25 protein-coding genes and 1 riboswitch are annotated in these 23,186 nt (G+C 39.5%); of the genes, 18 read left to right on the plus strand and 7 right to left on the minus strand.

All coding sequences use genetic code 11. The features are described from left to right. Nucleotides 1–20 precede the first annotated feature (20 nt). Genes gatB through gatC form a run of 3 tightly spaced genes read right to left on the minus strand, consistent with a single transcriptional unit; the run spans nucleotide 21 to nucleotide 3,234 of the window. Nucleotides 21–1,466: an Asp-tRNA(Asn)/Glu-tRNA(Gln) amidotransferase subunit GatB gene (gene gatB, locus AC3E9F_RS00845; RefSeq protein WP_263393988.1), complete on the minus strand. Its 1,446-nt coding sequence runs from the start codon at nucleotides 1,464–1,466 to the stop codon at nucleotides 21–23. Next, nucleotides 1,466–2,932: an Asp-tRNA(Asn)/Glu-tRNA(Gln) amidotransferase subunit GatA gene (gene gatA / locus AC3E9F_RS00850; protein ID WP_490672678.1), complete on the minus strand. Its 1,467-nt coding sequence runs from the start codon at nucleotides 2,930–2,932 to the stop codon at nucleotides 1,466–1,468. Before gatA ends, gatB begins: the two co-directional genes overlap by 1 nt. Then, on the minus strand, nucleotides 2,932–3,234 hold the full coding sequence (gene gatC / locus AC3E9F_RS00855) for an Asp-tRNA(Asn)/Glu-tRNA(Gln) amidotransferase subunit GatC (RefSeq protein ID WP_490672679.1): 303 nt from the start codon (nucleotides 3,232–3,234) through the stop codon (nucleotides 2,932–2,934). Before gatC ends, gatA begins: the two co-directional genes overlap by 1 nt. A gap of 212 nt (nucleotides 3,235–3,446) precedes the next feature. Here gatC and AC3E9F_RS00860 point away from each other — a divergent pair, with 212 nt between their 5' ends. The 5 genes from AC3E9F_RS00860 (at nucleotide 3,447) to AC3E9F_RS00880 (ending at nucleotide 7,441) form a co-directional block, all read left to right on the plus strand. Continuing rightward, a complete protein-coding gene (locus tag AC3E9F_RS00860) occupies nucleotides 3,447–4,121 on the plus strand; it encodes a YwaF family protein (protein WP_490672680.1) in 675 nt (224 codons plus the stop codon). A 34-nt stretch (nucleotides 4,122–4,155) separates the two neighbouring features. Then, complete coding sequence (locus AC3E9F_RS00865) at nucleotides 4,156–4,854, plus strand: YwaF family protein (RefSeq protein WP_490672681.1); 699 nt, start codon at nucleotides 4,156–4,158, stop codon at nucleotides 4,852–4,854. A gap of 123 nt (nucleotides 4,855–4,977) precedes the next feature. After that, entirely contained in the window at nucleotides 4,978–5,385 is a 408-nt protein-coding gene (locus AC3E9F_RS00870) for a helix-turn-helix transcriptional regulator (protein ID WP_490672682.1), read from the plus strand. 10 nt (nucleotides 5,386–5,395) lie between these two features. After that, a complete protein-coding gene (locus tag AC3E9F_RS00875) occupies nucleotides 5,396–5,716 on the plus strand; it encodes a hypothetical protein (protein ID WP_490672683.1) in 321 nt (106 codons plus the stop codon). Between the two features lie 180 nt (nucleotides 5,717–5,896). Further along, nucleotides 5,897–7,441, plus strand: coding sequence for a peptide chain release factor 3 (locus tag AC3E9F_RS00880; RefSeq protein WP_247921858.1), 1,545 nt, complete (start codon nucleotides 5,897–5,899; stop codon nucleotides 7,439–7,441). A 353-nt stretch (nucleotides 7,442–7,794) separates the two neighbouring features. Here the strand turns inward: AC3E9F_RS00880 and AC3E9F_RS00885 are convergent, their stop codons facing one another. The 4 genes from AC3E9F_RS00885 to trkA all read right to left on the minus strand — a co-directional run bounded on the left by AC3E9F_RS00885 (nucleotide 7,795) and on the right by trkA (nucleotide 12,146). Then, nucleotides 7,795–8,406 carry a CPBP family intramembrane glutamic endopeptidase gene (locus tag AC3E9F_RS00885; protein ID WP_490672684.1) on the minus strand — a complete coding sequence of 204 codons (612 nt, stop codon included), beginning with the start codon at nucleotides 8,404–8,406 and terminating at the stop codon, nucleotides 7,795–7,797. Nucleotides 8,407–8,559: 153 nt separating this feature from the next. Further along, nucleotides 8,560–9,186, minus strand: coding sequence for a hypothetical protein (locus AC3E9F_RS00890; protein ID WP_490672685.1), 627 nt, complete (start codon nucleotides 9,184–9,186; stop codon nucleotides 8,560–8,562). A 167-nt stretch (nucleotides 9,187–9,353) separates the two neighbouring features. Continuing rightward, nucleotides 9,354–10,793 carry a TrkH family potassium uptake protein gene (locus tag AC3E9F_RS00895; protein WP_263393982.1) on the minus strand — a complete coding sequence of 480 codons (1,440 nt, stop codon included), beginning with the start codon at nucleotides 10,791–10,793 and terminating at the stop codon, nucleotides 9,354–9,356. Nucleotides 10,794–10,796: 3 nt separating this feature from the next. Continuing rightward, on the minus strand, nucleotides 10,797–12,146 hold the full coding sequence (trkA, locus tag AC3E9F_RS00900) for a Trk system potassium transporter TrkA (RefSeq protein ID WP_263393981.1): 1,350 nt from the start codon (nucleotides 12,144–12,146) through the stop codon (nucleotides 10,797–10,799). A gap of 426 nt (nucleotides 12,147–12,572) precedes the next feature. On the opposite strand from trkA, the gene AC3E9F_RS00905 reads away from it, so the two are divergent. The 13 genes from AC3E9F_RS00905 to AC3E9F_RS00965 all read left to right on the plus strand — a co-directional run bounded on the left by AC3E9F_RS00905 (nucleotide 12,573) and on the right by AC3E9F_RS00965 (nucleotide 23,159). Then, entirely contained in the window at nucleotides 12,573–13,076 is a 504-nt protein-coding gene (locus tag AC3E9F_RS00905) for a tRNA (cytidine(34)-2'-O)-methyltransferase (protein ID WP_263393980.1), read from the plus strand. A gap of 54 nt (nucleotides 13,077–13,130) precedes the next feature. Further along, nucleotides 13,131–13,349, plus strand: a riboswitch (FMN riboswitch). A gap of 150 nt (nucleotides 13,350–13,499) precedes the next feature. Then, nucleotides 13,500–14,063, plus strand: coding sequence for an ECF transporter S component (locus tag AC3E9F_RS00910; RefSeq protein ID WP_214262338.1), 564 nt, complete (start codon nucleotides 13,500–13,502; stop codon nucleotides 14,061–14,063). Next, the gene (locus AC3E9F_RS00915; protein WP_263393979.1) at nucleotides 14,053–14,703 is read left to right on the plus strand and encodes a phosphatase PAP2 family protein; all 651 of its coding nucleotides are present in this window, start codon (nucleotides 14,053–14,055) and stop codon (nucleotides 14,701–14,703) included. The genes AC3E9F_RS00910 and AC3E9F_RS00915 overlap by 11 nt, the downstream gene beginning before the upstream one ends. Before the next feature lie 27 nt (nucleotides 14,704–14,730). Further along, nucleotides 14,731–15,150, plus strand: a complete 420-nt coding sequence (locus AC3E9F_RS00920) for a ParB N-terminal domain-containing protein (protein WP_263393978.1) — start codon at nucleotides 14,731–14,733, stop codon at nucleotides 15,148–15,150. Beyond that, the gene (locus tag AC3E9F_RS00925; RefSeq protein ID WP_263393977.1) at nucleotides 15,125–15,616 is read left to right on the plus strand and encodes a GNAT family N-acetyltransferase; all 492 of its coding nucleotides are present in this window, start codon (nucleotides 15,125–15,127) and stop codon (nucleotides 15,614–15,616) included. Before AC3E9F_RS00920 ends, AC3E9F_RS00925 begins: the two co-directional genes overlap by 26 nt. 224 nt (nucleotides 15,617–15,840) lie before the next feature. Continuing rightward, on the plus strand, nucleotides 15,841–16,266 hold the full coding sequence (gene rplK, locus AC3E9F_RS00930) for a 50S ribosomal protein L11 (RefSeq protein WP_001085808.1): 426 nt from the start codon (nucleotides 15,841–15,843) through the stop codon (nucleotides 16,264–16,266). A 96-nt stretch (nucleotides 16,267–16,362) separates the two neighbouring features. Next, nucleotides 16,363–17,052, plus strand: coding sequence for a 50S ribosomal protein L1 (gene rplA, locus AC3E9F_RS00935; protein ID WP_001085672.1), 690 nt, complete (start codon nucleotides 16,363–16,365; stop codon nucleotides 17,050–17,052). A gap of 219 nt (nucleotides 17,053–17,271) precedes the next feature. Further along, nucleotides 17,272–18,972 carry an acetolactate synthase large subunit gene (locus tag AC3E9F_RS00940; RefSeq protein WP_006152123.1) on the plus strand — a complete coding sequence of 567 codons (1,701 nt, stop codon included), beginning with the start codon at nucleotides 17,272–17,274 and terminating at the stop codon, nucleotides 18,970–18,972. Beyond that, nucleotides 18,965–19,441, plus strand: a complete 477-nt coding sequence (ilvN, locus tag AC3E9F_RS00945) for an acetolactate synthase small subunit (protein WP_006151394.1) — start codon at nucleotides 18,965–18,967, stop codon at nucleotides 19,439–19,441. The genes AC3E9F_RS00940 and ilvN overlap by 8 nt, the downstream gene beginning before the upstream one ends. Nucleotides 19,442–19,505: 64 nt before the next feature. Next, a complete protein-coding gene (ilvC, locus tag AC3E9F_RS00950) occupies nucleotides 19,506–20,528 on the plus strand; it encodes a ketol-acid reductoisomerase (protein WP_490672686.1) in 1,023 nt (340 codons plus the stop codon). A gap of 80 nt (nucleotides 20,529–20,608) precedes the next feature. Then, nucleotides 20,609–21,859: a threonine ammonia-lyase IlvA gene (gene ilvA / locus AC3E9F_RS00955; RefSeq protein WP_490672687.1), complete on the plus strand. Its 1,251-nt coding sequence runs from the start codon at nucleotides 20,609–20,611 to the stop codon at nucleotides 21,857–21,859. Between the two features lie 82 nt (nucleotides 21,860–21,941). Beyond that, entirely contained in the window at nucleotides 21,942–22,838 is an 897-nt protein-coding gene (locus tag AC3E9F_RS00960) for an SPFH domain-containing protein (RefSeq protein ID WP_178895385.1), read from the plus strand. A 105-nt stretch (nucleotides 22,839–22,943) separates the two neighbouring features. Next, on the plus strand, nucleotides 22,944–23,159 hold the full coding sequence (locus AC3E9F_RS00965) for a capsule biosynthesis transcriptional regulator (protein ID WP_004251963.1): 216 nt from the start codon (nucleotides 22,944–22,946) through the stop codon (nucleotides 23,157–23,159). The last annotated feature ends 27 nt before the right edge of the window (nucleotides 23,160–23,186 follow it).

Consider the following 23,186-nt stretch of genomic DNA (forward strand, 5'->3'; position numbering starts at 1 on the left):
GCTATTTATCTAAGTATAGTTTATTCGTTATTTTTCAACTTAGCTAATTCCTGGGCAAGTAACTTGAGGGCGACTTGTGGATTCGCTTGTCCTTTAGTAGCTTTCATGAGGAAACCAGTAAAGGCCTTGTCTGCATTACGTTTTCCTGACTTGAAGTCAGCAACTGCGGCTTCGTTATCCGCAAAGACTTGGTGGATAATTGGAATCAAGACTTCAGGGTCTGAAATCTGTACCAAACCAGCTTTTTCGACGTATTCACGAGCACCGCCACCATTTTTGGCTAGGTGAACAAAAACTTTTTTGGCAATCTTAGATGAGATAGTACCGTCTTCGATGATGGCAATCATTTCAACTAAGTTTTCTGGAGTTAACTCGATTTGTTCTAGTGTCTTGCCTTCTGCATTCAAGAACTGAGCAACCTCGCCTTGGAGCCAGTTAGAGACTTGTTTGGCATCACCACCGAGGGCAACAGCTTTCTCAAAGAAGTCAGAAGTGACTTTATTTGCAGTTAACTGGCTAGCATCGTAGTCTGACAAACCAAGGGCAGATACGTAGCGAGCACGTCTTTCTTTTGGAAACTCTGGCAACTCTGTGCGCATTTCTTCAATCCACTCGTCTGAGATTTCAAAGAGTGGTAGGTCAGGTTCTGGGAAGTAACGATAGTCTGCAGCGCCTTCCTTAACACGCATGAGGATAGTAGCTTTATTAGCTTCATCGTAACGACGCGTTTCTTGGCGGATTTGACCACCTGAGCGAAGTATTTCAGCCTGGCGTTGGACTTCGTATTCAAGACCTTTGCGAACGTTTGAGAAGGAGTTGAGGTTTTTTAACTCAGTCTTGGTACCGAATTTCTCTTGACCATAAGGACGAAGGGAGATGTTAGCATCCACACGCATAGAGCCTTCTTCCATCTTAACGTCTGAAATACCTGCGTATTGGATAACTTCCTTGAGGGCTGTTAGATAAGCATAAGCTTCTTCTGGCGAACGCATATCTGCTTCAGATACAATCTCAATCAATGGGACCCCTTGGCGGTTGAGGTCGACATAAGAGTAACCATCTGCACCATGCGTGTTTTTACCGGCATCTTCTTCCAAGTGAGCACGTTCAATACCGATTTTCTTGGTCGTACCATCTTCTAGTTCAACTTCAATCCAGCCCTTGTAACCGATTGGTTCATCAAACTGAGAGATTTGGTAGGCTTTTGGATTATCAGGATAGAAGTAGTTCTTGCGGTCAAAGTGCATCTTTTTATGAATGTCCATATTGAGGGCAAGAGCTGCCTTGATACCAGCGTCGACAACACCCTTATTGAGAACTGGCAGAACTCCTGGGAAAGACCAGTCAATCACGTTTGTATTGGCATTTTGGTCGTTTCCAAAGTGGGCAGAAGTAGGTGAGAAGATTTTTGAATTGGTGTTAAGCTCTACGTGGACTTCAAGTCCAATGACTATTTCAAAGTTCATTAATTATCACCTCCAAAAATCACGGGTTGTTGTTTGTGGTAGTCTGTTGTTGCTTCAAAGGCAGCAGCAACTTGGTAGATAGTCTCTTCTGAATACTTAGGACCAATCAATTGGAGTCCTACTGGTAGACCTTGGACAAATCCAGCAGGAATAGAAATACCTGGGAGACCCACCAAGTTGACAGGGATGGTCAAGAGGTCAGCTAAGTACATAGCAACTGGATCATGGTTGAGTGAATCCAAGTCGTAGGCAACGCTAGGAGCAGTTGGTCCCAAAATCAAGTCGTAATCCGCAAAGACGTTTTCGAAATCTTGGATGATAAGGGTGCGAACTTGTCCAGCCTTCTTGTAGTAGGCATCATAGTAACCTGATGAAAGGCTGAAAGTACCTAGCATGATACGACGTTTAACTTCTTCACCGAAACCTTGGCTGCGGCTGTTTACATAGATTTCATCAAGATTAGTTGCATCTTCTGCACGGTAGCCATAACGGATACCATCAAAGCGTTGCAAGTTTGATGAAGCTTCTGATGAAGCGATGATGTAGTAAACCGCTACACCGTATTTAGAGTGAGGAAGGCTAACTTCTTCAACGATAGCACCGAGTTTTTCAAAGTGTTTAGCAGCACTCAGAATCGTTTCTTTAACCTCTGGGTCAATCCCTTCGCCAAGATATTCTTTAGGCAAAGCAATTTTCATGCCCTTGATGTCTTGACCGATTTTTGAAGTAAAGTCAGCAATGCGAACAGGGGAAGAAGTAGAGTCTTTAGCATCTTCGCTGGCAATAGCATTGAGCAAGAGCGCATTTTCTTTAACGGTTGGAGCAAAAGGACCAATCTGGTCTAATGAGCTACCAAAGGCAATGAGACCAAATCGTGAAACAGTTCCGTAAGTTGGCTTGAGACCAACAATCCCGTTAAAGGCAGCAGGTTGGCGGATAGACCCACCAGTATCAGAACCAAGTGACAAGCGGACTTGTCCCGAAGCTACAGCTGCAGCAGAACCACTTGATGACCCACCAGGAACCTTGGTCTGGTCCCATGCATTTTTAGTAGCACCGTAGTGGGAAGTCTCACCTGATCCACCCATGGCAAACTCGTCCATGTTTGTTTTTCCAACAACGATCATGCCTTTAGCTTTTACATTGGCAACAGCAGTTGCATCAAAGATAGGCTCGTAGTTGTAGAGCATTTTTGAGGCAGCAGTTGTGAGGATACCATCTGTGGAGATATTATCTTTGACAGCCAGGGGAATTCCTGAAAGGACATTGTCAGCATCAATACCAGCTTCATCAATAGCTTTAGCTTGAGCAAGAGCTTGATCTTCAGCGATTGTCACAAAAGCGTTGATAGCTTCCTCACGAGATTTGATATCTTCAAGCGTTGCTTGGGTTAGTTCAGTTGCTGAAATTTCCTTAGAGACTAGGAGATTGTGCAACTCTTCAATAGTTTTGTTATTAAAAGTCATTAGGCATCTCCTCCATCATCTAGGATAGCTGGTACCTTGATATAGTAGTTTTCTTTTTCAGGTACGTTTTTAAACAGGCGGTCACGGTCTGTTCCTTCTTCAGCCACATCAGGTCGGAGAACAGTTTTACGGTCTGCCATAGTTGTAGTAGGTGCGGCACCAGTTGTGTCGACTTCGCCTAGCAATTCGACCATATCAACAATTTTTGAGAGTGTTGTCGCAAATGCAGCAGTTTCTTCTTCTGAGAATTTTAATTTTGAAAGATTGGCAACGTGAGTCACCTCTTCTTGCGTAATTTTCATCTGATATCCTTTCGTGAAATGATGATTCTTTATCTGTTCTATTTTACCATATTTTCCCCTAAATAAGGCAAGTCAAGCTGAAAAGAAGTAGAAATTGAAAAATACTTTTTATTTCGATATAATAGTTGAAATTAGAAAATACAATTGCATGGGATTTTGGTATTCCAAAAAGGTAGAATTCTTTATGAATTACTGGAAGTTAAGGATGACACATGACAATTTGGGAATTGTTTTTTACCAGTAAAAAGACTGTCCCTCCTCATTTGGGAGTATGGTACTTTTTATTGCCAACATCATTGGTGCTTGTAGCGGCTTTATCGATTCGTTATGCAAGCTCTAAACGTTATCGAGATTTTTGGTATTGGGGACAATTGCTTCAACTGCTGATTATCAACGCATGGTATATTTCAGCGCGCCTACCGCTGTCTGAGGCCCTCCCTTTTTACCATAGTCGGATGGCTATGTGGATGATTCTTTTTGCCCCTAATAAGACATTTTTAAAGCAATATTTTGCCTTAGTGGGAGTCTTTGGTTCTATCATGGCTTTAGTTTATCCAGTCTTTTATCCCTTTCCTTTCCCTCATGTCTCCTCGCTGAACAATGTTTTCGGACACTGGGCACTCTCAGCCAACTGTTTGATTTATCTTGTTAGATATTATGAGGTTGAAAAAGGGGATATTTGGAAAATATGCCAGATGACTTTTGGAGTCAATGCCATTATCTGTCTAGCCAACCTCTTGACAGGAGGGAATTACGGCTTTATGAGCAAACCCCCTGTGATTGGGGATCATGGCGTTTTGCTTAACTATTTGATAGTGACTAGTTTGATGACAGGTATTCTCATCCTTATCAATCAACTCGTTAAATATAAACATAAGAATAGGTAATATACAACTGAATTCGTTACCTTAAGGAGATTTTATGCATCATTTTATTACAAGAACCCAAACCACACCACCTCCCATTCCCATTTTTTGGTATGGAGTCATGATAGGTCTTCTTGCCTTGTCTATATATGGGTCCCTTACTTACTATAAAAATCCTAAATTTGTTCGATTATTTAAGTGGATTCAAATAGCGCAACTGCTGGCTCTTTACACTTGGAATATTGGTTTTAGCATTCCATTTTCGAACAGCCTACCTCTTTACCATTGTCGTTTGGCCATGTTTGCGGTTGTTTTCTTACCAGATAAATGTAAAACCAAGCAGTATTTTGCCCTAATGGGAGCCAGTGGCGCAGTATTTGCTTTGGGCTATCCCGTTTTTGATCCATATGATTTCCCTCATATCACTAGCTTTTCATTCTTGATAGGGCATTACGCTCTTTTAGTTAATTCTCTGGTTTATCTGATGAATCATTACGATAAAACCTTACTTAAAAAATATCAGATTATCGCCTACACGTTTATTCTCAATCTATTCTTGGTTGGGGTCAATCAAGTAACGGGTGGGAATTACGGGCTTTTGAATACGACGCCGTTTATTCCGGATGCTCCTATTTGGATAAAGTATCTGCTGGTTTCAATCATTCTATCTTCAGCCCTAGTACTCTTTGATATCTTGTTTAAGAAACGCTGGCAAAAACAATTAAATTTTAACAAAAGACAAATCAACTCATAATTTACACTCCTGTCAAGATAATTTGACAGGATTTTTGGTTATTTTTTGCCGATGTAAAAAAATTTTGCTAGATTTTAGACAGGAAAAGAGTAAAATGTAGATATAAAAACAAGGAGAAAAGCGATGGAAATTGGAAAAAAATTAAAAGAAGCTCGACAAATGTGTAGTATGACACAGGAAAGTGTTGCAGAGAAATTAAATGTATCGAGACAGACTATTTCAAATTGGGAAACAGAAAAATTTTATCCAGATATTTTATATGTTTTACAACTAAGCGACTTGTACCAAGTTAGCTTGGATGAATTGCTGAAAGGAGATGAGAGCATGATTCAGCATTTGGAAGAATCAACTAATACTGTTAAGAGTAATCGCAAGATTATGTTAGCTTTTTTATGTAATATTTGCTTGCTATTTCTCTTCTTTATTTTTATTATTCCAATTTCGAAAAGTTACCTGCTAACCTTATTAGCTGTAACACTCGTCATCAGTACGACGGGCTATATCTTAGTGCAGATTATTCGTAAAATATAGGAGGTTTATCATGACTTGGTATGTATTGACTTTGATTTGTTTACTTGTTGTGACAAATGGGATATTTGTTTATCAATTGTTTAAATTGGTTGAATTAGATGCTTCGATTCGTGGAATGAAACACCCTAAATTTTGGGGAATCTTAACAGCGGGTGGTCAAAGAGGTGAAGGACTGTTGTTCTATCTATTGATGCGGGATAAAGCTGTTTATCCAATGGAAATTGAAGAACAAGAAGAACTGGAAAATAGAAAAAAGCGCCTGCTTTATTTATTAATTTTGAACATCATATTCGCAATTTTTCTTTTCAGTAGCTTTATTGTTAATATCTAATAAAACACATTCAAATAAAAAGATAGAATCGCTCTAATAGAGCGATTTTTTTATTCTTTAGATAATTGAAAAAAAAGGCCAAATCCGATATAATGGAGTGTTGAAAGGAATGTTAGGGTCCGATGTAATAAAGAGTGATTATAAATTGAAATCATTAAAAAAGTAGAAAGAAAGAGAAATATGACTATTCAAGAAGAAATTAAGAAACGCCGTACCTTTGCCATCATCTCTCACCCGGACGCGGGGAAAACAACCATCACTGAGCAATTGCTCTATTTTGGAGGAGAGATTCGTGAGGCAGGTACTGTAAAAGGGAAGAAAACAGGAAACTTTGCTAAGTCAGACTGGATGGATATCGAGAAACAACGTGGGATTTCGGTAACCTCATCTGTTATGCAGTTTGACTACGATGGGAAACGAGTCAATATCCTAGACACTCCAGGACACGAGGACTTTTCAGAAGATACCTATCGTACCTTGATGGCGGTGGATGCTGCGGTCATGGTAGTGGACTCTGCCAAGGGTATCGAAGCCCAAACCAAAAAATTATTTGAGGTTGTCAAACACCGCGGAATTCCAGTCTTTACCTTTATGAACAAGCTGGACCGTGACGGTCGTGAACCACTAGATCTCTTGCAAGAATTGGAAGAAGTCTTGGGAATTGCGAGTTACCCAATGAACTGGCCGATTGGGATGGGGAAAGCCTTTGAAGGACTTTATGACCTTTATAACCAACGTCTAGAACTTTATAAAGGGGATGAACGTTTTGCCAGCCTAGAAGATGGCGATAAACTCTTTGCTAGCAATCCTTTCTATGAACAAGTGAAAGACGATATTGAGCTTTTGAATGAAGCAGGAAATGAATTCTCAGAGGAAGCCATTCTTGCGGGTGATTTGACACCAGTATTCTTTGGTTCAGCTTTGACGAACTTTGGTGTACAGACCTTCCTTGAAACCTTCCTCAAGTTTGCTCCAGAACCACACGGTCATAAGAAGACAGATGGAGAAATTGTTGATCCTTATGATAAAGACTTCTCAGGATTTGTCTTTAAAATCCAAGCCAACATGGACCCTCGTCACCGTGACCGCATTGCCTTTGTCCGTATCGTATCGGGTGAATTCGAGCGTGGTATGAGTGTCAATTTGCCTCGAACTGGTAAGGGAGCTAAACTTTCTAATGTCACCCAATTTATGGCGGAAAGTCGTGAAAATGTGACCAATGCCGTAGCTGGAGATATCATCGGGGTTTATGATACAGGGACCTACCAGGTTGGAGATACGCTAACTGTTGGGAAGAACAAGTTTGAGTTTGAACCACTGCCAACCTTTACTCCAGAGATTTTCATGAAGGTTTCACCTAAGAACGTTATGAAACAAAAATCCTTCCACAAGGGAATGGAACAGTTGGTACAAGAAGGAGCCATCCAGCTTTATAAGAATTACCAAACAGGTGAGTATATGCTAGGTGCTGTTGGGCAACTCCAGTTCGAAGTCTTTAAGCACCGTATGGAAGGCGAGTATAACGCTGAAGTGGTCATGACTCCAATGGGTAAAAAGACCGTTCGTTGGATTAAACCAGAAGACTTAGATGAGCGCATGTCTTCAAGTCGAAACATCTTGGCTAAAGACCGCTTTGATCAACCAGTATTTCTTTTCGAAAATGACTTTGCCCTCCGCTGGTTTGCGGACAAGTATCCAGATGTGGAGTTGGAAGAAAAAATGTAACTCAGTACCAACAATTGGAACTAAAGTTCCTAATTGTTGGACGCTAGTCGCTATTCGGCGAACTAGCTAACTGCCCTACTAACTACGTTTGGCAAATATAATCGATTTGCCAAACTCCGTGTCGTAATCTAATAAACGGTAACAGTTATGGCAGTTCACCTAAACGTTTCACTAGGAAAAGTCCACGGATGGTATCGATTCGTGGACTTTTTCGTCGTAACAGTTAAAAAGTGGATTAGCTACCTGCCTCATTAACTTAGTTTGGAATCACTCAAAGAATAAACAAAAAGACTAGAAATTAAATAGATTTCTAGTCTTTTTATTTTAAATTATACTAGTAGTGGAACCTTCATTTATTGAATGGCATCTATACCAACAACCTTGATAAGGAATGTAAGGAGGATAAGCAATAGAATGCTGACTCCATTAATTACTAAATGGAGGAAGATAGACATCTCTAGTCGTTTGGTGCGATAAGCAGTCCAAGTTAGTACTGCAGACATCCAGCCATAGATCAAGAAAGAAGGGAGATTATTTGGTATATGGGCTATAGTGAAGAGAAACCAACCTAAAATATATCCAATTTTCTCGTATCCTTCGAAGAGTTTAGTAGGGATGATACCCCGACAGATAACTTCCTCACAAATAGGTGCCACTATTGCAACCACGAAAATGCTGGAAATTAGAGAGCTTTCTGACATGATGCTATTGATAGCCTCTTGATTCGAAGTAGTTGTTTGCTTCAGAAGTTGTAACCAAATCGCACCAATCAGATTTCCTGTGACAATGGCTACATAACTAAGAGCAATTCGAGGGGCGTCATTAATAGCAAAGAGTTTCGATTTTAAATTTAATAACTTACTTTTGTGAGCACCGTATAAAAAGAGTGTCACAATAGCGGTAGAGACAAGCCCCACTATTAGAGATGACCAGATAGATCCAAGTTGAGTTTTCTGAAGTAACATTAAAGTCACGATAGGAACTTGCGATAGGCACATTGCTACAAGAAAGATTCCTAGCCAAATCAATCGTTTACGATAATCTTTAAAAAAATTCATTCATATATCTCCTAAAAAATTTATTTCATTATAGCACACTTCTCACAGGAATTCTATTAACTACCAGAACATAAGTGTTGATAATACAAGTAAGATATTTCGGATGATATGACTATAAAAAGATAAATCTTGTCTTAAGGTTTTAGGGAATATAAAGTTTAGAAAGCTGGCTCCCAAAAGGATATAAAAGCCAACAGAAAGTATGGTTAAGGGATTATGCAGAAAAAACAAACTAAAAAAGATAAGGGTCGTGAGCTTGCCTGTCTTTTTATGAGTTGGTAATTTTTTCCATTTGTTTAACGGCAGAAAAGTAGCAAGATCAAGTCCGAAAAGGAAAAAGAAAGAGATTAGTAACAAGTCCACTATTTCTTTTTGTAGTAGACTGTCAGTGTTTATGCTTTCAAATAAAATAAAACTTGCGCCAGCAACGTTAATGATCACCATGCTGCCATACAATAAAAAGAAGGATCGACTACGATTGTGTAGCTGACTTCTCACATGATCATGTCCTGAGAGATAGTGGATAAATGTACAGATGGCTGCTAATAACAGTAAGAGAAGTAAAAAGTAAAAGCAGGATTGTTTGAGAGTTAAAACAATGCCAGGCCAAAATAAGCAACTACAGAATCCTAAGTATACCAAGGAAATCAATAAAAGAAGTTGGATTGATTTGTTCATTTTTTCCATATAATACCCCTACGTTTTTTTTAAAATTATAACTAAAATGATTCACGAAAAATCAACTTTATCCCAAGTGTTATTTTTTGATTCTCAACTGTCTTTTAAAAAATCTTATCCAACAGAAAAAGCACATCTCTCATTTGTTGAGGGATGTGCTTTTGATAATACAATTTCTAACGTTTAGACCAGGTTCGCTTCATAAAGAGTAGTATGATTGGATAAATTTCAAGACGTCCTGCAATCATTGCAAAGGATAGGAGGAGTTTTGAAAATGGACTAAAAATTGAGAAACTTGCAGTTGTTCCGAGAATTGGGCCGATGTTGTTAAAGCAACTGAAAACGGCACTCGTAACAATCATTAAATTGTCAGCATCTAAACTGATAATGAACATTAAGCTGAGTAGAATCATGACGTAAACTACAAAGTACTTCAGAATCTTATGCTGGGTATCCTTATCAATTACTGTTTGGTTAACATGGAGAGTTAAAACACGGTGAGGTGATATGGTAGACAAAAATTGATTTTTAGCAATTTTAGCTAGAATAACTCCACGCATCACTTTGAGACCACCAGCAGTAGATCCAGCAGAACCACCAATGGCCATCAGCATCAGTAGGATATACTGAGAAAATAAAGGCCAATTTGTAATGTTTCCGTAACCGAAACCAGTTGTCGTAATGATATTAGAAACTTGGAAGAAGGCCATCTCAAAACTTTGTGAAACGCCACTATAAAGGTGGAGTGTATTGAGAGTAATTAAGCCGGTAGAAACAACGACAATCAAGAGATAAGCCCGAAGCTCCTCATCGAAAAAGAATTCCTTGACTCGACGAAGCATGAGATAGTAGTAGAGGTTGAAATTGACACCAAACATCAAGACCCCAACACTGGTTAGATAGGTAATGAGAGAACTATTATAGTGGGCGATTCCATCATTGTAAACAGTGAAGCCACCAGTCCCAGCAGTTCCCATAGCGATGACAAAACTATCGTAGAGTGGCATACCAGCAAGATAATAAATCACTACAAAGAGGGCGAACATTGCCAGATACAGGATGTAGAGGATTTGTGCTGTATTTTTTAGCTTAGATACCACCTTACCAAATACTGGTCCAGGGACCTCGGCCTTCATAACCTCTAAGTGGCTGTTTTTTGCATTGTCCATAATAGCTAGGGCAAAAACTAGCACCCCCATCCCTCCAATGAGGTGGGTGAAACTTCTCCAAAATAGAAGAGAACGGCTTAAGACAGAAACATCATTTAAGATAGTTGCTCCCGTAGTAGTGAAGCCGGAACTAGTTTCGAAGAAGGCATCGATAAAATTGGGGATTTGACCTGAAAAGACAAAGGGAAGGGAGCCAAAGAAAGACCAGAGGATCCAACATAGGGCAACAATTAAGACTCCTTCTTTAGCATAGATACGTTGTTTTTTAGGTTTACTGATGATTCCGAGTAGACCTAGGACAACAAGAATCCCGATGGTAGAGAAAAGAGCTGTAAAAACTTGACTAGATTCTCGATAGTAAAGAGCGATACCAACTGGAACTAATAGCAGTCCGGCTTCAATCAAGAGTAGTTTTGCAAGAAGAAAGCGTACCATACTTCTATTCATAGCTTACCTCTCTAACAAGTCATAAATCTTGGTGATATTTGAAAGCAAAGTGATAACCACTAACTTATCACCGACCTGGAGTATATCTTCTCCCGTTGGGAAGATCGTTTTTCCATTGCGGATAATAGCCGCAATCAAGACATCTTTTTTGAGCTTCAATTGAGATAAAGGCTTGCCAGTCATTTTATTGGCTTCCTTGATTAGGAATTGAAGAGTTTCTACTTGTCCGTTTGCAAGGTGGTGCATAGCTTGAAGGTCAGAATATTGCGCATTTACACGACCATGGATAAAGTGCATGATGGTATCAACAGCGATTGTTTTAGGGGTGATGATACTTGAGAAATCTGTTGCGTGGATTATTTCTAACAAGCTAGTGCGGTTTACTTTGGTGATGTTTTTCTGAACACCTACGCTATCCAAGAACATAGAGGTAATAATATTCTCTTCATCAACGCCTGTAAGAGTTGCAACGGCATCGTAGTTTTGGGCACTTTCTTCTAAAAGCGTATCCTTAGTTGTTCCATCTCCTTGTACGATGTAGAGTTTAGGGAATTTCTCACTGAAAAAGGCAGCTCTTTCAGGATTGACCTCAATAACCTTGGTATCGATACGACTGTCTTTTAACATACCTAAGAGATAGTAAGCAATTTTCCCAGCTCCTATGATGAGTAAACTCTTAACAACTCTGGACTTAATATAGTTGTGGAAGAGCATCATATCGACACGACTTCCTGTCACAAAGATACGGTCTTTATCTTCTAAAATCATATCTCCACTAGGAATCATGAGTTTATGGTCGCGTTCGATAGCACAGACAATAACATTACCAAACTTTTTACGAAAATCTGCAATAGACATCTGACAAATATTGCTATTATTTCGAACTTTAAATTCCATCAAACTGACCAATCCGCCTGCAAAACGCTCAACAGAAAGAGCATTGGGGAAGTCTATAATATTAGCGATAGCACGAGCTGCTAGGAGTTCTGGGTTTACAATGACTGAAAATCCAAGAATATTTTTTTCTTTAAAGTAAGGGTTGGAATATTCAGGATTGCGCACACGAACAATAGTTTCTTTTGCTCCCATTTTTTTAGCGAGAACAGCCGAAACCATGTTGACCTCGTCGTATTGAGTCATGGCAATGAAAATATCACAATCTTGGACGTTGGCTGCCTCTAACATAGCAAAGTCAGCTCCGTTACCTGAGATTCCCATAATGTCAAAACGGCTGGTCAAGTATTTTAGAACAGTTTCGTTCTGTTCAATTAAGACAACATCATGGTTGTCAGCAACGAGTGAACGACAGAGGGCAGAACCTACTTTTCCCCCTCCGACAAGAATAATCTTCATAGTTAGTTAACCTACTTTTTCAATATGTCTCTATCATACCTTTTTTTAGAAAAAAAAGCACTCAACAACCGACTGTTTCCTTCTTTAATAAAGGGATTCGGTGGATTTGAAGGAATATTTTGCTTTATACAAAATCTATTTATGAAAAAAACTTGTTCCGAAAATTCTCAATCTAGGTAAATTCAAGGATATAGCTGCCTTAAAGTTAAATTTTTAACTTTTGTAAATATGCTTGTAAAAAAAATGAAAAAAATCAAGTCATTTCTATTGACAATCAGGCTGAAAGTGATATACTAAAACAGTAGTTTCGCTGATTTACTTCAAACCTGTTGTGAGGTAAGTTAACGATGCCTTAACCACGCTGTTTGCTGAGCTTGACTCCGGGCAGTGTGGCTATTTTTTTGCACCAGTGAGAGGAAGCAAGACATGGTAAATCATATTGTATTGTTTGAACCACAAATTCCACAAAATACGGGGAATATTGCACGTACCTGTGCAGCGACGAATGCACCCCTTCATATTATTAGACCTATGGGATTCCCAATTGATGATCGTAAAATGAAGCGTGCTGGGCTCGACTATTGGGACAAGCTTGAGATTTATTTCTATGATAGTTTAGATGAATTTATTGAAAAAATGAATGGTCAACTTTACCTGATTTCCAAATTTGCAGAAAAGGTCTATTCCGATGCAGACTTTACGACAGAAGGGGATCACTATTTTCTCTTTGGACGCGAAGATAAGGGCTTGCCTGAAGATTTTATGCGTGAACATCCAGAAAAAGCTCTCAGAATTCCTATGAATGATGAACATGTTCGTAGTCTGAATGTATCTAATACAGTATGTATGATTGTCTACGAGGCTCTCCGTCAGCAAAACTTTGCAGGTCTTGAATTGGTTCACACCTATGAAACAGATAAGTTGAAATAAAATAGTTATAAGATATCAAAAGCTTGCGCTTGCATGCTTTTTTTGTTATCATAAAAGGGTCTTCAGGGCAGGGTGTGATTCCCGACCGGCGGTAAATTTGACTAGCTATTTTAGCTTTCTCTTCGTTGTCTTGTCTCGATATACTTTAAGTATTATCTTCGACTGAGACATCTAGATAAATCTAAAATATCTTAGCCAAATAAGTCCGCGAGCGCAAGCTGATGTGGTGAGATTCCACAACCGACAGTATAGTCTGGATGGGAGAAGACGAAAGGATAGCTTTGTCTATTCTGCTTCAACATATAATAGAAACAAAACCGGTTTTGTTAGAAATCTAGGTTATTTTTTGAGATAGTTAAGAGAGTAGATAGAGAGAAACTTTCCAACTTCTTCTGATTTTATAGAAAATTGGAGGAACCTGTTATGACAAACACACGTCGACTTTCGACCATTGCAATTTTATCAGCACTTTCATTTGTGTTGATGTACTTTGACTTTCCGCTCTTGCCTGCGGCGTCCTTTTTGAGGATTGAATTCAGTATCTTACCTGTCCTTGTGGGCTTGGTGGTCTTGGATTTACCAGCAGCTTTAGGAGTGCTATTCCTTCGGTCCTTGCTGAAAATCCTTCTGAACAACCAAGGAGTTAGTACCTACATTGGTTTGCCGATGAATATCGTAGCCTTAGGAGTCTTTGTTCTTGCTTTTGGTCTGATTTGGAAAAAAGAGCGTACAACCATGCGTTTTGTCCTAGCTTCATTAGCCGGAACGATTGGTCTTACTATAGCGATGCTCGTTCTAAACTACGTTTATGCTGTACCTTTGTATGCAAAATTTGCTAACTTCGATATTGAGAATATTTTAGGACTTAGTAATTACTTGTTGACAATGGTCTTGCCATTTAATTTGATTGAAGGTCTTATTTTTGCCATCTCATTCTGGTTATTATTTGTCCTTCTAAAACCAACTTTGAAACGCTATGAAAAATAAACAAACATTTTTAACAAAGGGCTCTTTTGCCCTTTTACTATTTGTGATTCTGGGTTATGTAGTTAAGTTTTATCCAGAACAATTGATACCATTTGATTCGTCTATTCAGACAGCAATCCGTGGAGATTTACCAGCTATATTAACAACTATCTTTCGTGGAATTACTCGTCTGATTGACTTACCAATCGTTATTTCTTGGGCAATTCTATTGACTGTTATTTTTTATCTGAAAAAGTGGAAGTCAGAAAGCCTTTTAGTAGCTGGCAATCTTAGTTTGGCTGGAATTTTAATTGTGTCCTTAAAACACCTCTATCAACGTCCGCGACCTGAAATTTTACACTTGGTCGAAGAAGAGGGCTTTTCTTTCCCTAGTGGTCACTCGCTAGCAGTAACCCTCTTAATCGGTTCTCTAATTATCATTGTGGGACAGAGAGTGAAAGATAGGACTGTAAAGCTCATTTTCCAGATTTTACTTGGAGTCTATCTAGTAAGTGTAATCATTTCTAGAGTCTATCTGGGAGTTCATTACCCATCAGATGTTCTTGCCAGTCTCTGTCTGGGTCTTGGAATTCTATTCATTGAATTTCCGTTTTATGACAAACTTCGCTTTCAATGGCGCTTTACAGGCAAACAAAAGTAGGGTTTAGCCCTTCTTGAGGAGATAAAAATGGAAGTCAACATAAAAGATCTTCATCCGACTCAACTATACTTATCAGAAAAGAAGTTGCATTATATTCAGATGCTTTATCAGTCGGCTGAAATCATCAATATGGATCCAATTAGTATTCTTGTGTTTGGAGATCGCTTGTTGATTACAGACGGGCATCACAGAGCTTACCAAGCTTTGTTAGCAGGTCAAAATACGATTTCTGCTGAGTGGGATAAAGATGGTGGTGATGAACTATATCATCTCTATGCGCAAGTTTGCGAGGAAAGAAAGGTATACTCTGTTCTGGATTTAAAAAATCATATCTTACCTGAAGATGAGTATGAAGCAAAATGGTACAATTGGTGTGATGGTTTTAATCAAGCAGCGAAGCAGTTGTTAGGAGCAAAAAAAGATGCCAAAGATTATTCAGATAGATGATTCCCTACGTCTAGTTCCCTATTTTTTAGCAGATCATCGTGATGCAGCTTTATCCTGGTATCAAGATGTGGATTTGGTGGAACTGGTAGATGGCATTAGAATTCCCTATAGTTTGGAAAAATTAAATGCCATGTATTCCTATTTAGAGGAACACGGGGATTTGTTCTGGATTGAGTTTCGCGAAAAGGGAGAGTGGCTTCCGATTGGGGATGTCACCTTATCTCTGGAGAATATTCCTATTGTGATTGGTAATCCAACTTACCAGCATCAAGGACTTGGATGTAAGGTTTTGAAGACTTTGATTGATCTAGCTCGACAAAGAGGATGGAAAGAATTAAAAGTTCAGGAAATCTATGATTTCAATTATGCCTCCAGACGATGTTTTGAGTCCCTTGGATTTGTAGAAAGTGGAAGTACTGAAAAAGGGACAAGCCTGCTCTTAAAGCTGGACTCCTACAAAATTTAGTATCCCTTATAATCGCTCAAAACAGAGCGGTTTTTTGTTTGTAGTACAGAACTCTTTCACGAAAGAAATAATAGCCAAATTCAGTAATAAAATTTCTCTAAAAATAGGATTTTTCTCTTGCATTTGAGATAGATTAGTGTATAATAGTAGGGTATGTGTAAAACATACTTGTGGGAGGTAAAAATCTCTAAATTACCGCCAAAACCACAAAGGAGGATTTAAAAATGGCTAAAAAAGTCGAAAAACTTGTAAAATTGCAAATCCCTGCTGGTAAAGCTACACCAGCTCCACCGGTTGGACCTGCTCTTGGTCAAGCTGGTATCAACATCATGGGATTCACAAAAGAGTTCAACGCTCGTACAGCTGATCAAGCTGGTATGATCATTCCAGTTGTTATCTCAGTATACGAAGATAAATCATTTACTTTCGTTACTAAAACACCACCAGCTGCTGTTCTTTTGAAAAAAGCTGCAGGTGTTGAAAAAGGATCAGGTACACCTAACAAAACTAAAGTTGCTACAGTTACTCGTGCACAAGTACAAGAAATTGCAGAAACTAAGATGCCAGATTTGAACGCTGCAAACATTGAGTCTGCAATGCGTATGATCGAAGGTACTGCTCGTTCTATGGGATTCACTGTTGTTGACTAATCAATAACTTCCCTATATAACCCGCAAGACTTCATCATTTCGAGAAGTGACGTGGGAGATGAAAATCGATTGAACCACTTACAAGGAGAATAGAAAATGGCTAAAAAAAGCAAACAACTTCGTGCTGCTCTTGAGAAAATCGACAGCACAAAAGCATACAGCGTAGAAGAAGCTGTAGCTCTTGCAAAAGAAACTAACTTTGCAAAATTTGACGCAACTGTAGAAGTTGCATACAACTTGAACATCGACGTGAAAAAAGCTGATCAACAAATCCGTGGAGCAATGGTATTGCCAAACGGTACTGGTAAAACAGCTCGCGTTCTTGTATTTGCACGTGGTGCAAAAGCTGAAGAAGCTAAAGCTGCTGGTGCAGACTTCGTTGGTGAAGACGACCTTGTTGCTAAAATCAACGACGGTTGGTTGGACTTCGACGTAGTTATCGCTACACCTGATATGATGGCTCTTGTTGGACGCCTTGGACGTGTCCTTGGACCACGTAACTTGATGCCAAACCCTAAAACTGGTACTGTAACAATGGATGTTGCTAAAGCAGTTGAAGAGTCTAAAGGTGGTAAAATCACTTACCGTGCTGACCGTGCAGGTATCGTACAAGCTATCATCGGTAAAGTTTCATTTGAAGCTGACAAGTTGGTTGAAAACTTCAAAGCATTCAACGAAACAATCCAAAAAGCTAAACCAGCTACTGCTAAAGGAACTTACGTAACAAGCTTGACAATCACAACTACTCAAGGTGTGGGTATCAAGGTTGACGTTAACTCACTTTAATTAGTACAAAATTTAAAACAAAAAAGGTTGAGACAGACTTGTCTTCAACCTTTTTATTGTTCTCAAAATAAAGAAATCGAGTTTATAGATAAAAAAGTAGAAGTGTGTGAAAAAACATCTAGATAGAAAATTCAGAAAATTGTTTCTTTTGTCTTGAAAATTTTTGAAAAAATGGTATTATAGAAACAAGTCATTTTATTGAGAAGAGAAAGGGGAACGATGGAGAAAATCATTTTAGACTCACCAAAGTCAGGTTCGGAACTCGTTTTGGAAACGCTCCGTGACCTAGGAATCGATACGATTTTTGGTTATCCAGGCGGGGCTGTATTGCCTTTATATGATGCTATTTATAATTTTAAAGGTATCCGCCATATTCTAGGTCGCCATGAACAAGGTTGTCTTCATGAAGCAGAAGGTTATGCTAAGTCAACAGGGAAACTTGGTGTCGCAGTCGTCACAAGTGGACCAGGAGCTACCAATGCCATTACTGGTATTGCAGATGCTATGAGTGACAGTGTTCCCCTTTTGGTCTTCACGGGTCAAGTGGCAAGAGCGGGAATCGGTAAGGATGCTTTCCAGGAAGCAGATATTGTCGGAATTACCATGCCGATTACCAAGTACAACTACCAGGTTCGAGAGACGGCGGATATTCCACGTGTGATTACAGAGGCTGTGCACATTGCGACTACCGGTCGTCCAGGACCAGTTGTTATTGACTTGCCAAAAGATGTTTCAGCTCTTGAAACGGACTTTGTCTATTCTTCAGAGATAGATTTACCAAGTTATCAACCAACTCTAGAGCCTAATGAGATGCAAATCAAGAAGATCTTGAAGCAACTCTCTAAGGCTAAGAAGCCAGTTTTGTTAGCTGGTGGTGGGATTAGTTATGCTGAAGCTGCAGCGGAGTTAAATGAATTTGCAGAGCGTTATCAAATTCCTGTTGTTACCAGTCTTTTGGGACAGGGAACAATTGCAACTAGCCATCCACTGTTTTTGGGAATGGGTGGAATGCATGGTTCCTTTGCAGCCAATATCGCAATGACTGAAGCTGATTTTATGATTTCGATTGGTTGTCGTTTTGATGACCGTTTGACTGGTAATCCTAAGACATTTGCGAAGAATGCCAAAGTAGCGCATATTGATATCGATCCAGCAGAGATTGGTAAGATTATCGCTGTTGATATCCCAGTTGTTGGTGATGCGAAAAAGGCCTTGCAGCAGTTGCTAGCGGAGCCAATCGTTCGTAACAATACTGAAAAATGGATTGAAAAAGTTACAAAAGATAAGAATCGTGTTCGTTCTTATGATAAGAAGGAACGTGTCGTCCAACCACAAGCAGTTATTGAACGAATTGGTGAATTGACTAAGGGTGATGCCATTGTCGTAACTGACGTCGGACAACACCAAATGTGGACAGCTCAATACTATCCATACCAAAACGAGCGTCAACTCGTAACATCAGGTGGACTAGGAACCATGGGATTTGGAGTTCCTGCAGCCATTGGGGCAAAAATTGCTAATCCAGATAAGGAGGTCGTGCTCTTTGTCGGTGATGGTGGTTTCCAAATGACCAATCAGGAATTGGCAATCTTGAACATCTACAAGATTCCAATCAAGGTCATCATGCTTAATAACCATTCACTTGGGATGGTTCGTCAATGGCAAGAAGCCTTCTACGATGGTCGAACATCAGAGTCAGTCTTTGACAGCCTTCCTGACTTCCAATTGATGGCTCAAGCCTATGGAATTAAGAATTATAAATTTGATAATCCTGAAACCTTAGAAAAGGATTTGGAAGTCATCTTGGAAGATGTACCAATGTTTATCGAGGTAGATATTTCTCGTAAAGAGCATGTTTTACCGATGGTACCGGCTGGTAAGAGTAATCATGAGATGTTGGGGGTGAAGTTTAATGCGTAGAATGTTAACAGCCAAACTTCAAAACCGGTCAGGAGTTCTCAATCGTTTTACCGGTGTCTTGTCTAGACGCCAAGTCAATATTGAGAGTATCTCGGTAGGGGCGACAGAAAATCCTAATGTGTCACGGATTACCATTATCATTGATGTTGCATCTCACGATGAAGTGGAGCAAATCATCAAACAACTCAACCGTCAGGTCGACGTGATTCGTGTCCGTGATATCACAGATAAACCACACTTGGAGCGCGAAGTAATCTTGATAAAGGTTGCAGCACCAGCTGAAAAGCGAGCAGAAATTTTAGCTATTATCCAGCCTTTCCGTGCAACTGTTGTTGATGTGGCTCCAAGTTCCATTACAGTTCAGATGACTGGGAATGCTGAAAAGAGTGAAGCTTTGATTCGAGTTATTCGACCATACGGTATCAAGAATATCGCTCGTACGGGTGCAACTGGATTTACCCGTGATTAAAAATCCAACCTAAATTTGTTAATCTAGCCTAACAGGCAATAAAAATAGAAAAGAGAGAAAAACTATGGCAGTTCAAATGGAATATGAAAAAGATGTAAAAGTAGCAGCGCTTGACGGTAAAAGAATCGCCGTTATTGGCTATGGTTCACAAGGACATGCACACGCTCAAAACTTGCGTGATTCAGGTCACGATGTGATCATCGGTGTACGTCCAGGTAAATCTTTTGACAAAGCAAAAGAAGATGGTTTTGATACATACACAGTAGCAGAAGCAACTAAATTGGCAGATGTTATCATGATCTTGGCTCCAGATGAAATCCAACAAGAATTGTACGAAGCAGAAATTGCGCCAAACTTGGAAGCTGGTAATGCGGTTGGATTTGCACATGGTTTCAACATTCACTTTGAATTCATCAAAGTTCCTGCAGATGTAGATGTCTTCATGTGTGCTCCTAAAGGACCGGGACACTTGGTACGTCGTACTTACGAAGAAGGATTTGGTGTTCCAGCACTTTACGCTGTCTACCAAGATGCAACAGGAAACGCGAAAGACATCGCTATGGACTGGTGTAAAGGTGTTGGTGCAGCACGTGTAGGTCTTCTTGAGACAACATACAAAGAAGAAACTGAAGAAGACTTGTTTGGTGAACAAGCAGTTCTTTGTGGTGGCTTGACTGCCCTTATCGAAGCTGGTTTCGAAGTCTTGACTGAAGCTGGATACGCTCCAGAATTGGCTTACTTTGAAGTGCTTCACGAAATGAAATTGATTGTTGACTTGATCTACGAGGGTGGATTCAAGAAAATGCGTCAATCAATTTCAAATACTGCTGAATATGGTGACTACGTTTCAGGTCCACGTGTGATCACTGAACAAGTGAAAGAAAACATGAAAGCAGTTCTTGCGGATATCCAAAATGGTAAATTTGCCAATGACTTTGTGAACGACTACAAAGCTGGACGTCCAAAATTAACTGCTTACCGTGAACAAGCAGCGAACCTTGAAATTGAAAAGGTTGGTGCTGAATTACGTAAAGCAATGCCATTTGTCGGTAAAAACGACGATGACGCATTCAAAATCTACAACTAATTTTTGAGAATAAAAATAGAAGGCGAGTTGGGGGGTACCTAACCCGCTTTTTATCTTGAAAAAGAATCAAGGAGAAGATTATGCTTAGTGCAAAAGATGTGGTGAAGGCCCACAAGGTTCTGAGTGGTGTCGTAGCCAATACACCACTTGACTACGATCATTATTTATCCGAAAAATACGGAGCTAAAATTTATCTCAAAAAAGAAAATGCTCAACGAGTCCGCTCTTTTAAAATTCGTGGAGCTTATTATGCCATCTCACAATTGACTAAGGAAGAACGTGAACGTGGAGTAGTGTGCGCATCAGCGGGAAATCACGCTCAAGGTGTTGCTTACACTTGTAACGAGATGAAGATTCCTGCAACAATCTTTATGCCAATTACAACACCTCAACAGAAGATTGGGCAAGTTCGTTTCTTTGGTGGAGATTTTGTAACCATCAAATTAGTTGGTGATACCTTTGATGCTTCAGCTAAGGCGGCTCAGGACTATACAGTTGCTGAAAATCGTACTTTTATTGATCCCTTTGATGACCCCTATGTTCAAGCAGGTCAAGGAACAGTAGCTTATGAAATTTTAGAAGAAGCGCGAAAAGAATCCATTGATTTTGATACTGTCTTGGTGCCTGTAGGAGGTGGAGGACTCATTGCAGGAGTTTCTACTTATATAAAGGAAACGAATCCGGCTATTGAAGTTCTGGGGGTAGAAGCCAACGGAGCTCGTTCCATGAAGGCAGCATTTGAGGCTGGAGGTCCGGTCAAACTCAAAGAAATTGATAAGTTTGCAGACGGAATTGCTGTGCAGAAGGTTGGACAATTGACCTATGAAGCAACCCGTAAAAATGTTGAAACGCTTATCGGAGTGGATGAAGGTTTAATCTCTGAGACCTTGATAGATCTATACTCTAAACAAGGGATTGTAGCGGAGCCTGCAGGAGCTGCTAGTGTGGCTGCCTTGGAAGTACTGTCAGATTATATAAAAGGTAAGACCATTTGTTGTATCATCTCTGGAGGGAATAACGATATCAACCGTATGCCAGAGATGGAAGAACGTGCCTTGATTTATGATGGCATCAAGCATTACTTTGTGGTCAACTTCCCGCAACGTCCAGGGGCTCTTCGAGAATTTGTAAATGATATTTTAGGACCGAATGACGACATCACTCGTTTTGAGTATATTAAACGTGCTAGCAAGGGAACAGGACCAGTCTTAATCGGGATTGCTCTTGCCAACAAGCATGATTATGCGGCCTTGATTCACCGAATGGAGAAATTTGACCCGTCTTATATTAACTTGAATGGGAACGAAACCCTATATAATATGCTTGTTTAATATCCTATAAAATTTTTATCATATCATTTGCCTAACCTATATACGAGTGCTATAATGTAAGTGAAGAAAGGGGGAGATTCCCATGGTTTTACAAGTTTTACTTGTTCTAGTTATTCTAATGCTTATTGTGGGAGCTGTGTTAGTGAGCTCTGTTTATGTCGTTCGTCAACAGTCTGTTGCAATTATCGAACGATTTGGTAAGTATCAAAAGTTAAGTAATAGTGGTATTCATCTACGGGCACCATTTGGCATTGATAAAATTGCGGCTCGTGTGCAGCTACGCCTTTTACAGAGTGAGATCGTGGTTGAAACCAAAACCCAAGATAACGTTTTTGTGACGATGAATGTCGCAACTCAGTACCGTGTAAATGAGTTAAACGTTACAGACGCTTACTATAAATTGATGAGACCTGAAGCTCAAATTAAATCTTATATTGAAGATGCATTGCGCTCATCTGTTCCTAAGTTAACTTTGGATGAATTGTTTGAGAAAAAAGATGAAATTGCATTAGAAGTTCAAAAGCAAGTAGCAGAAGAAATGTCGACGTATGGGTATATTATCGTTAAGACGCTCATTACCAAAGTTGAGCCGGATGCAGAAGTCAAACAATCCATGAACGAGATTAATGCTGCCCAACGTAAGAGAGTGGCAGCTCAAGAATTGGCTGAAGCAGATAAGATTAAGATCGTTACAGCGGCAGAAGCTGAGGCAGAAAAAGATCGTCTCCATGGTGTGGGGATCGCAGAGCAGCGAAAAGCAATTGTTGATGGACTTGCTGATTCTATTAAAGAGTTAAAAGGAGCCAATGTCGAATTAACTGAAGAACAAATTATGTCAATCCTATTAACCAATCAGTATTTGGATACATTGAATAATTTTGCAGATAAACAAGGAAATAATACAATATTCTTGCCAGCAAATCCTAATGGAGTTGAAGATATTCGAACCCATATATTATCAGCTTTGAAAGCTAAATAATTACAATCTTAACGCAATAATGTTATTAATATATGTGTTTTAATTGACAAACACTATAAAAACATATAGAATGAGATTGCGTAAAGAAAAAAATAGGAGAATAACATGGCTAAGTCTAACTTTGAAAAAGTAGAAGCAGTTGTTAGCTGGGTTCGTGATAAGAAGATCACAGGGTATCGTATTTCTAAGGAAACGAATGCGCGTGAGATGTCTATCATTGCTTTGGCTCAAGGACGTGCAAAAGTTAAAAACATTTCCTTTGAAACAGCCCTCGGCTTAATTGATTTCTACAATAAAAATCATGAAAAATTTGAAGATTAGTCTTTGGATATAGGCAGGTTCGAAAAG

This window comes from Streptococcus sp. SCPM-O-B-15277 (M60) (assembly GCF_058200335.1).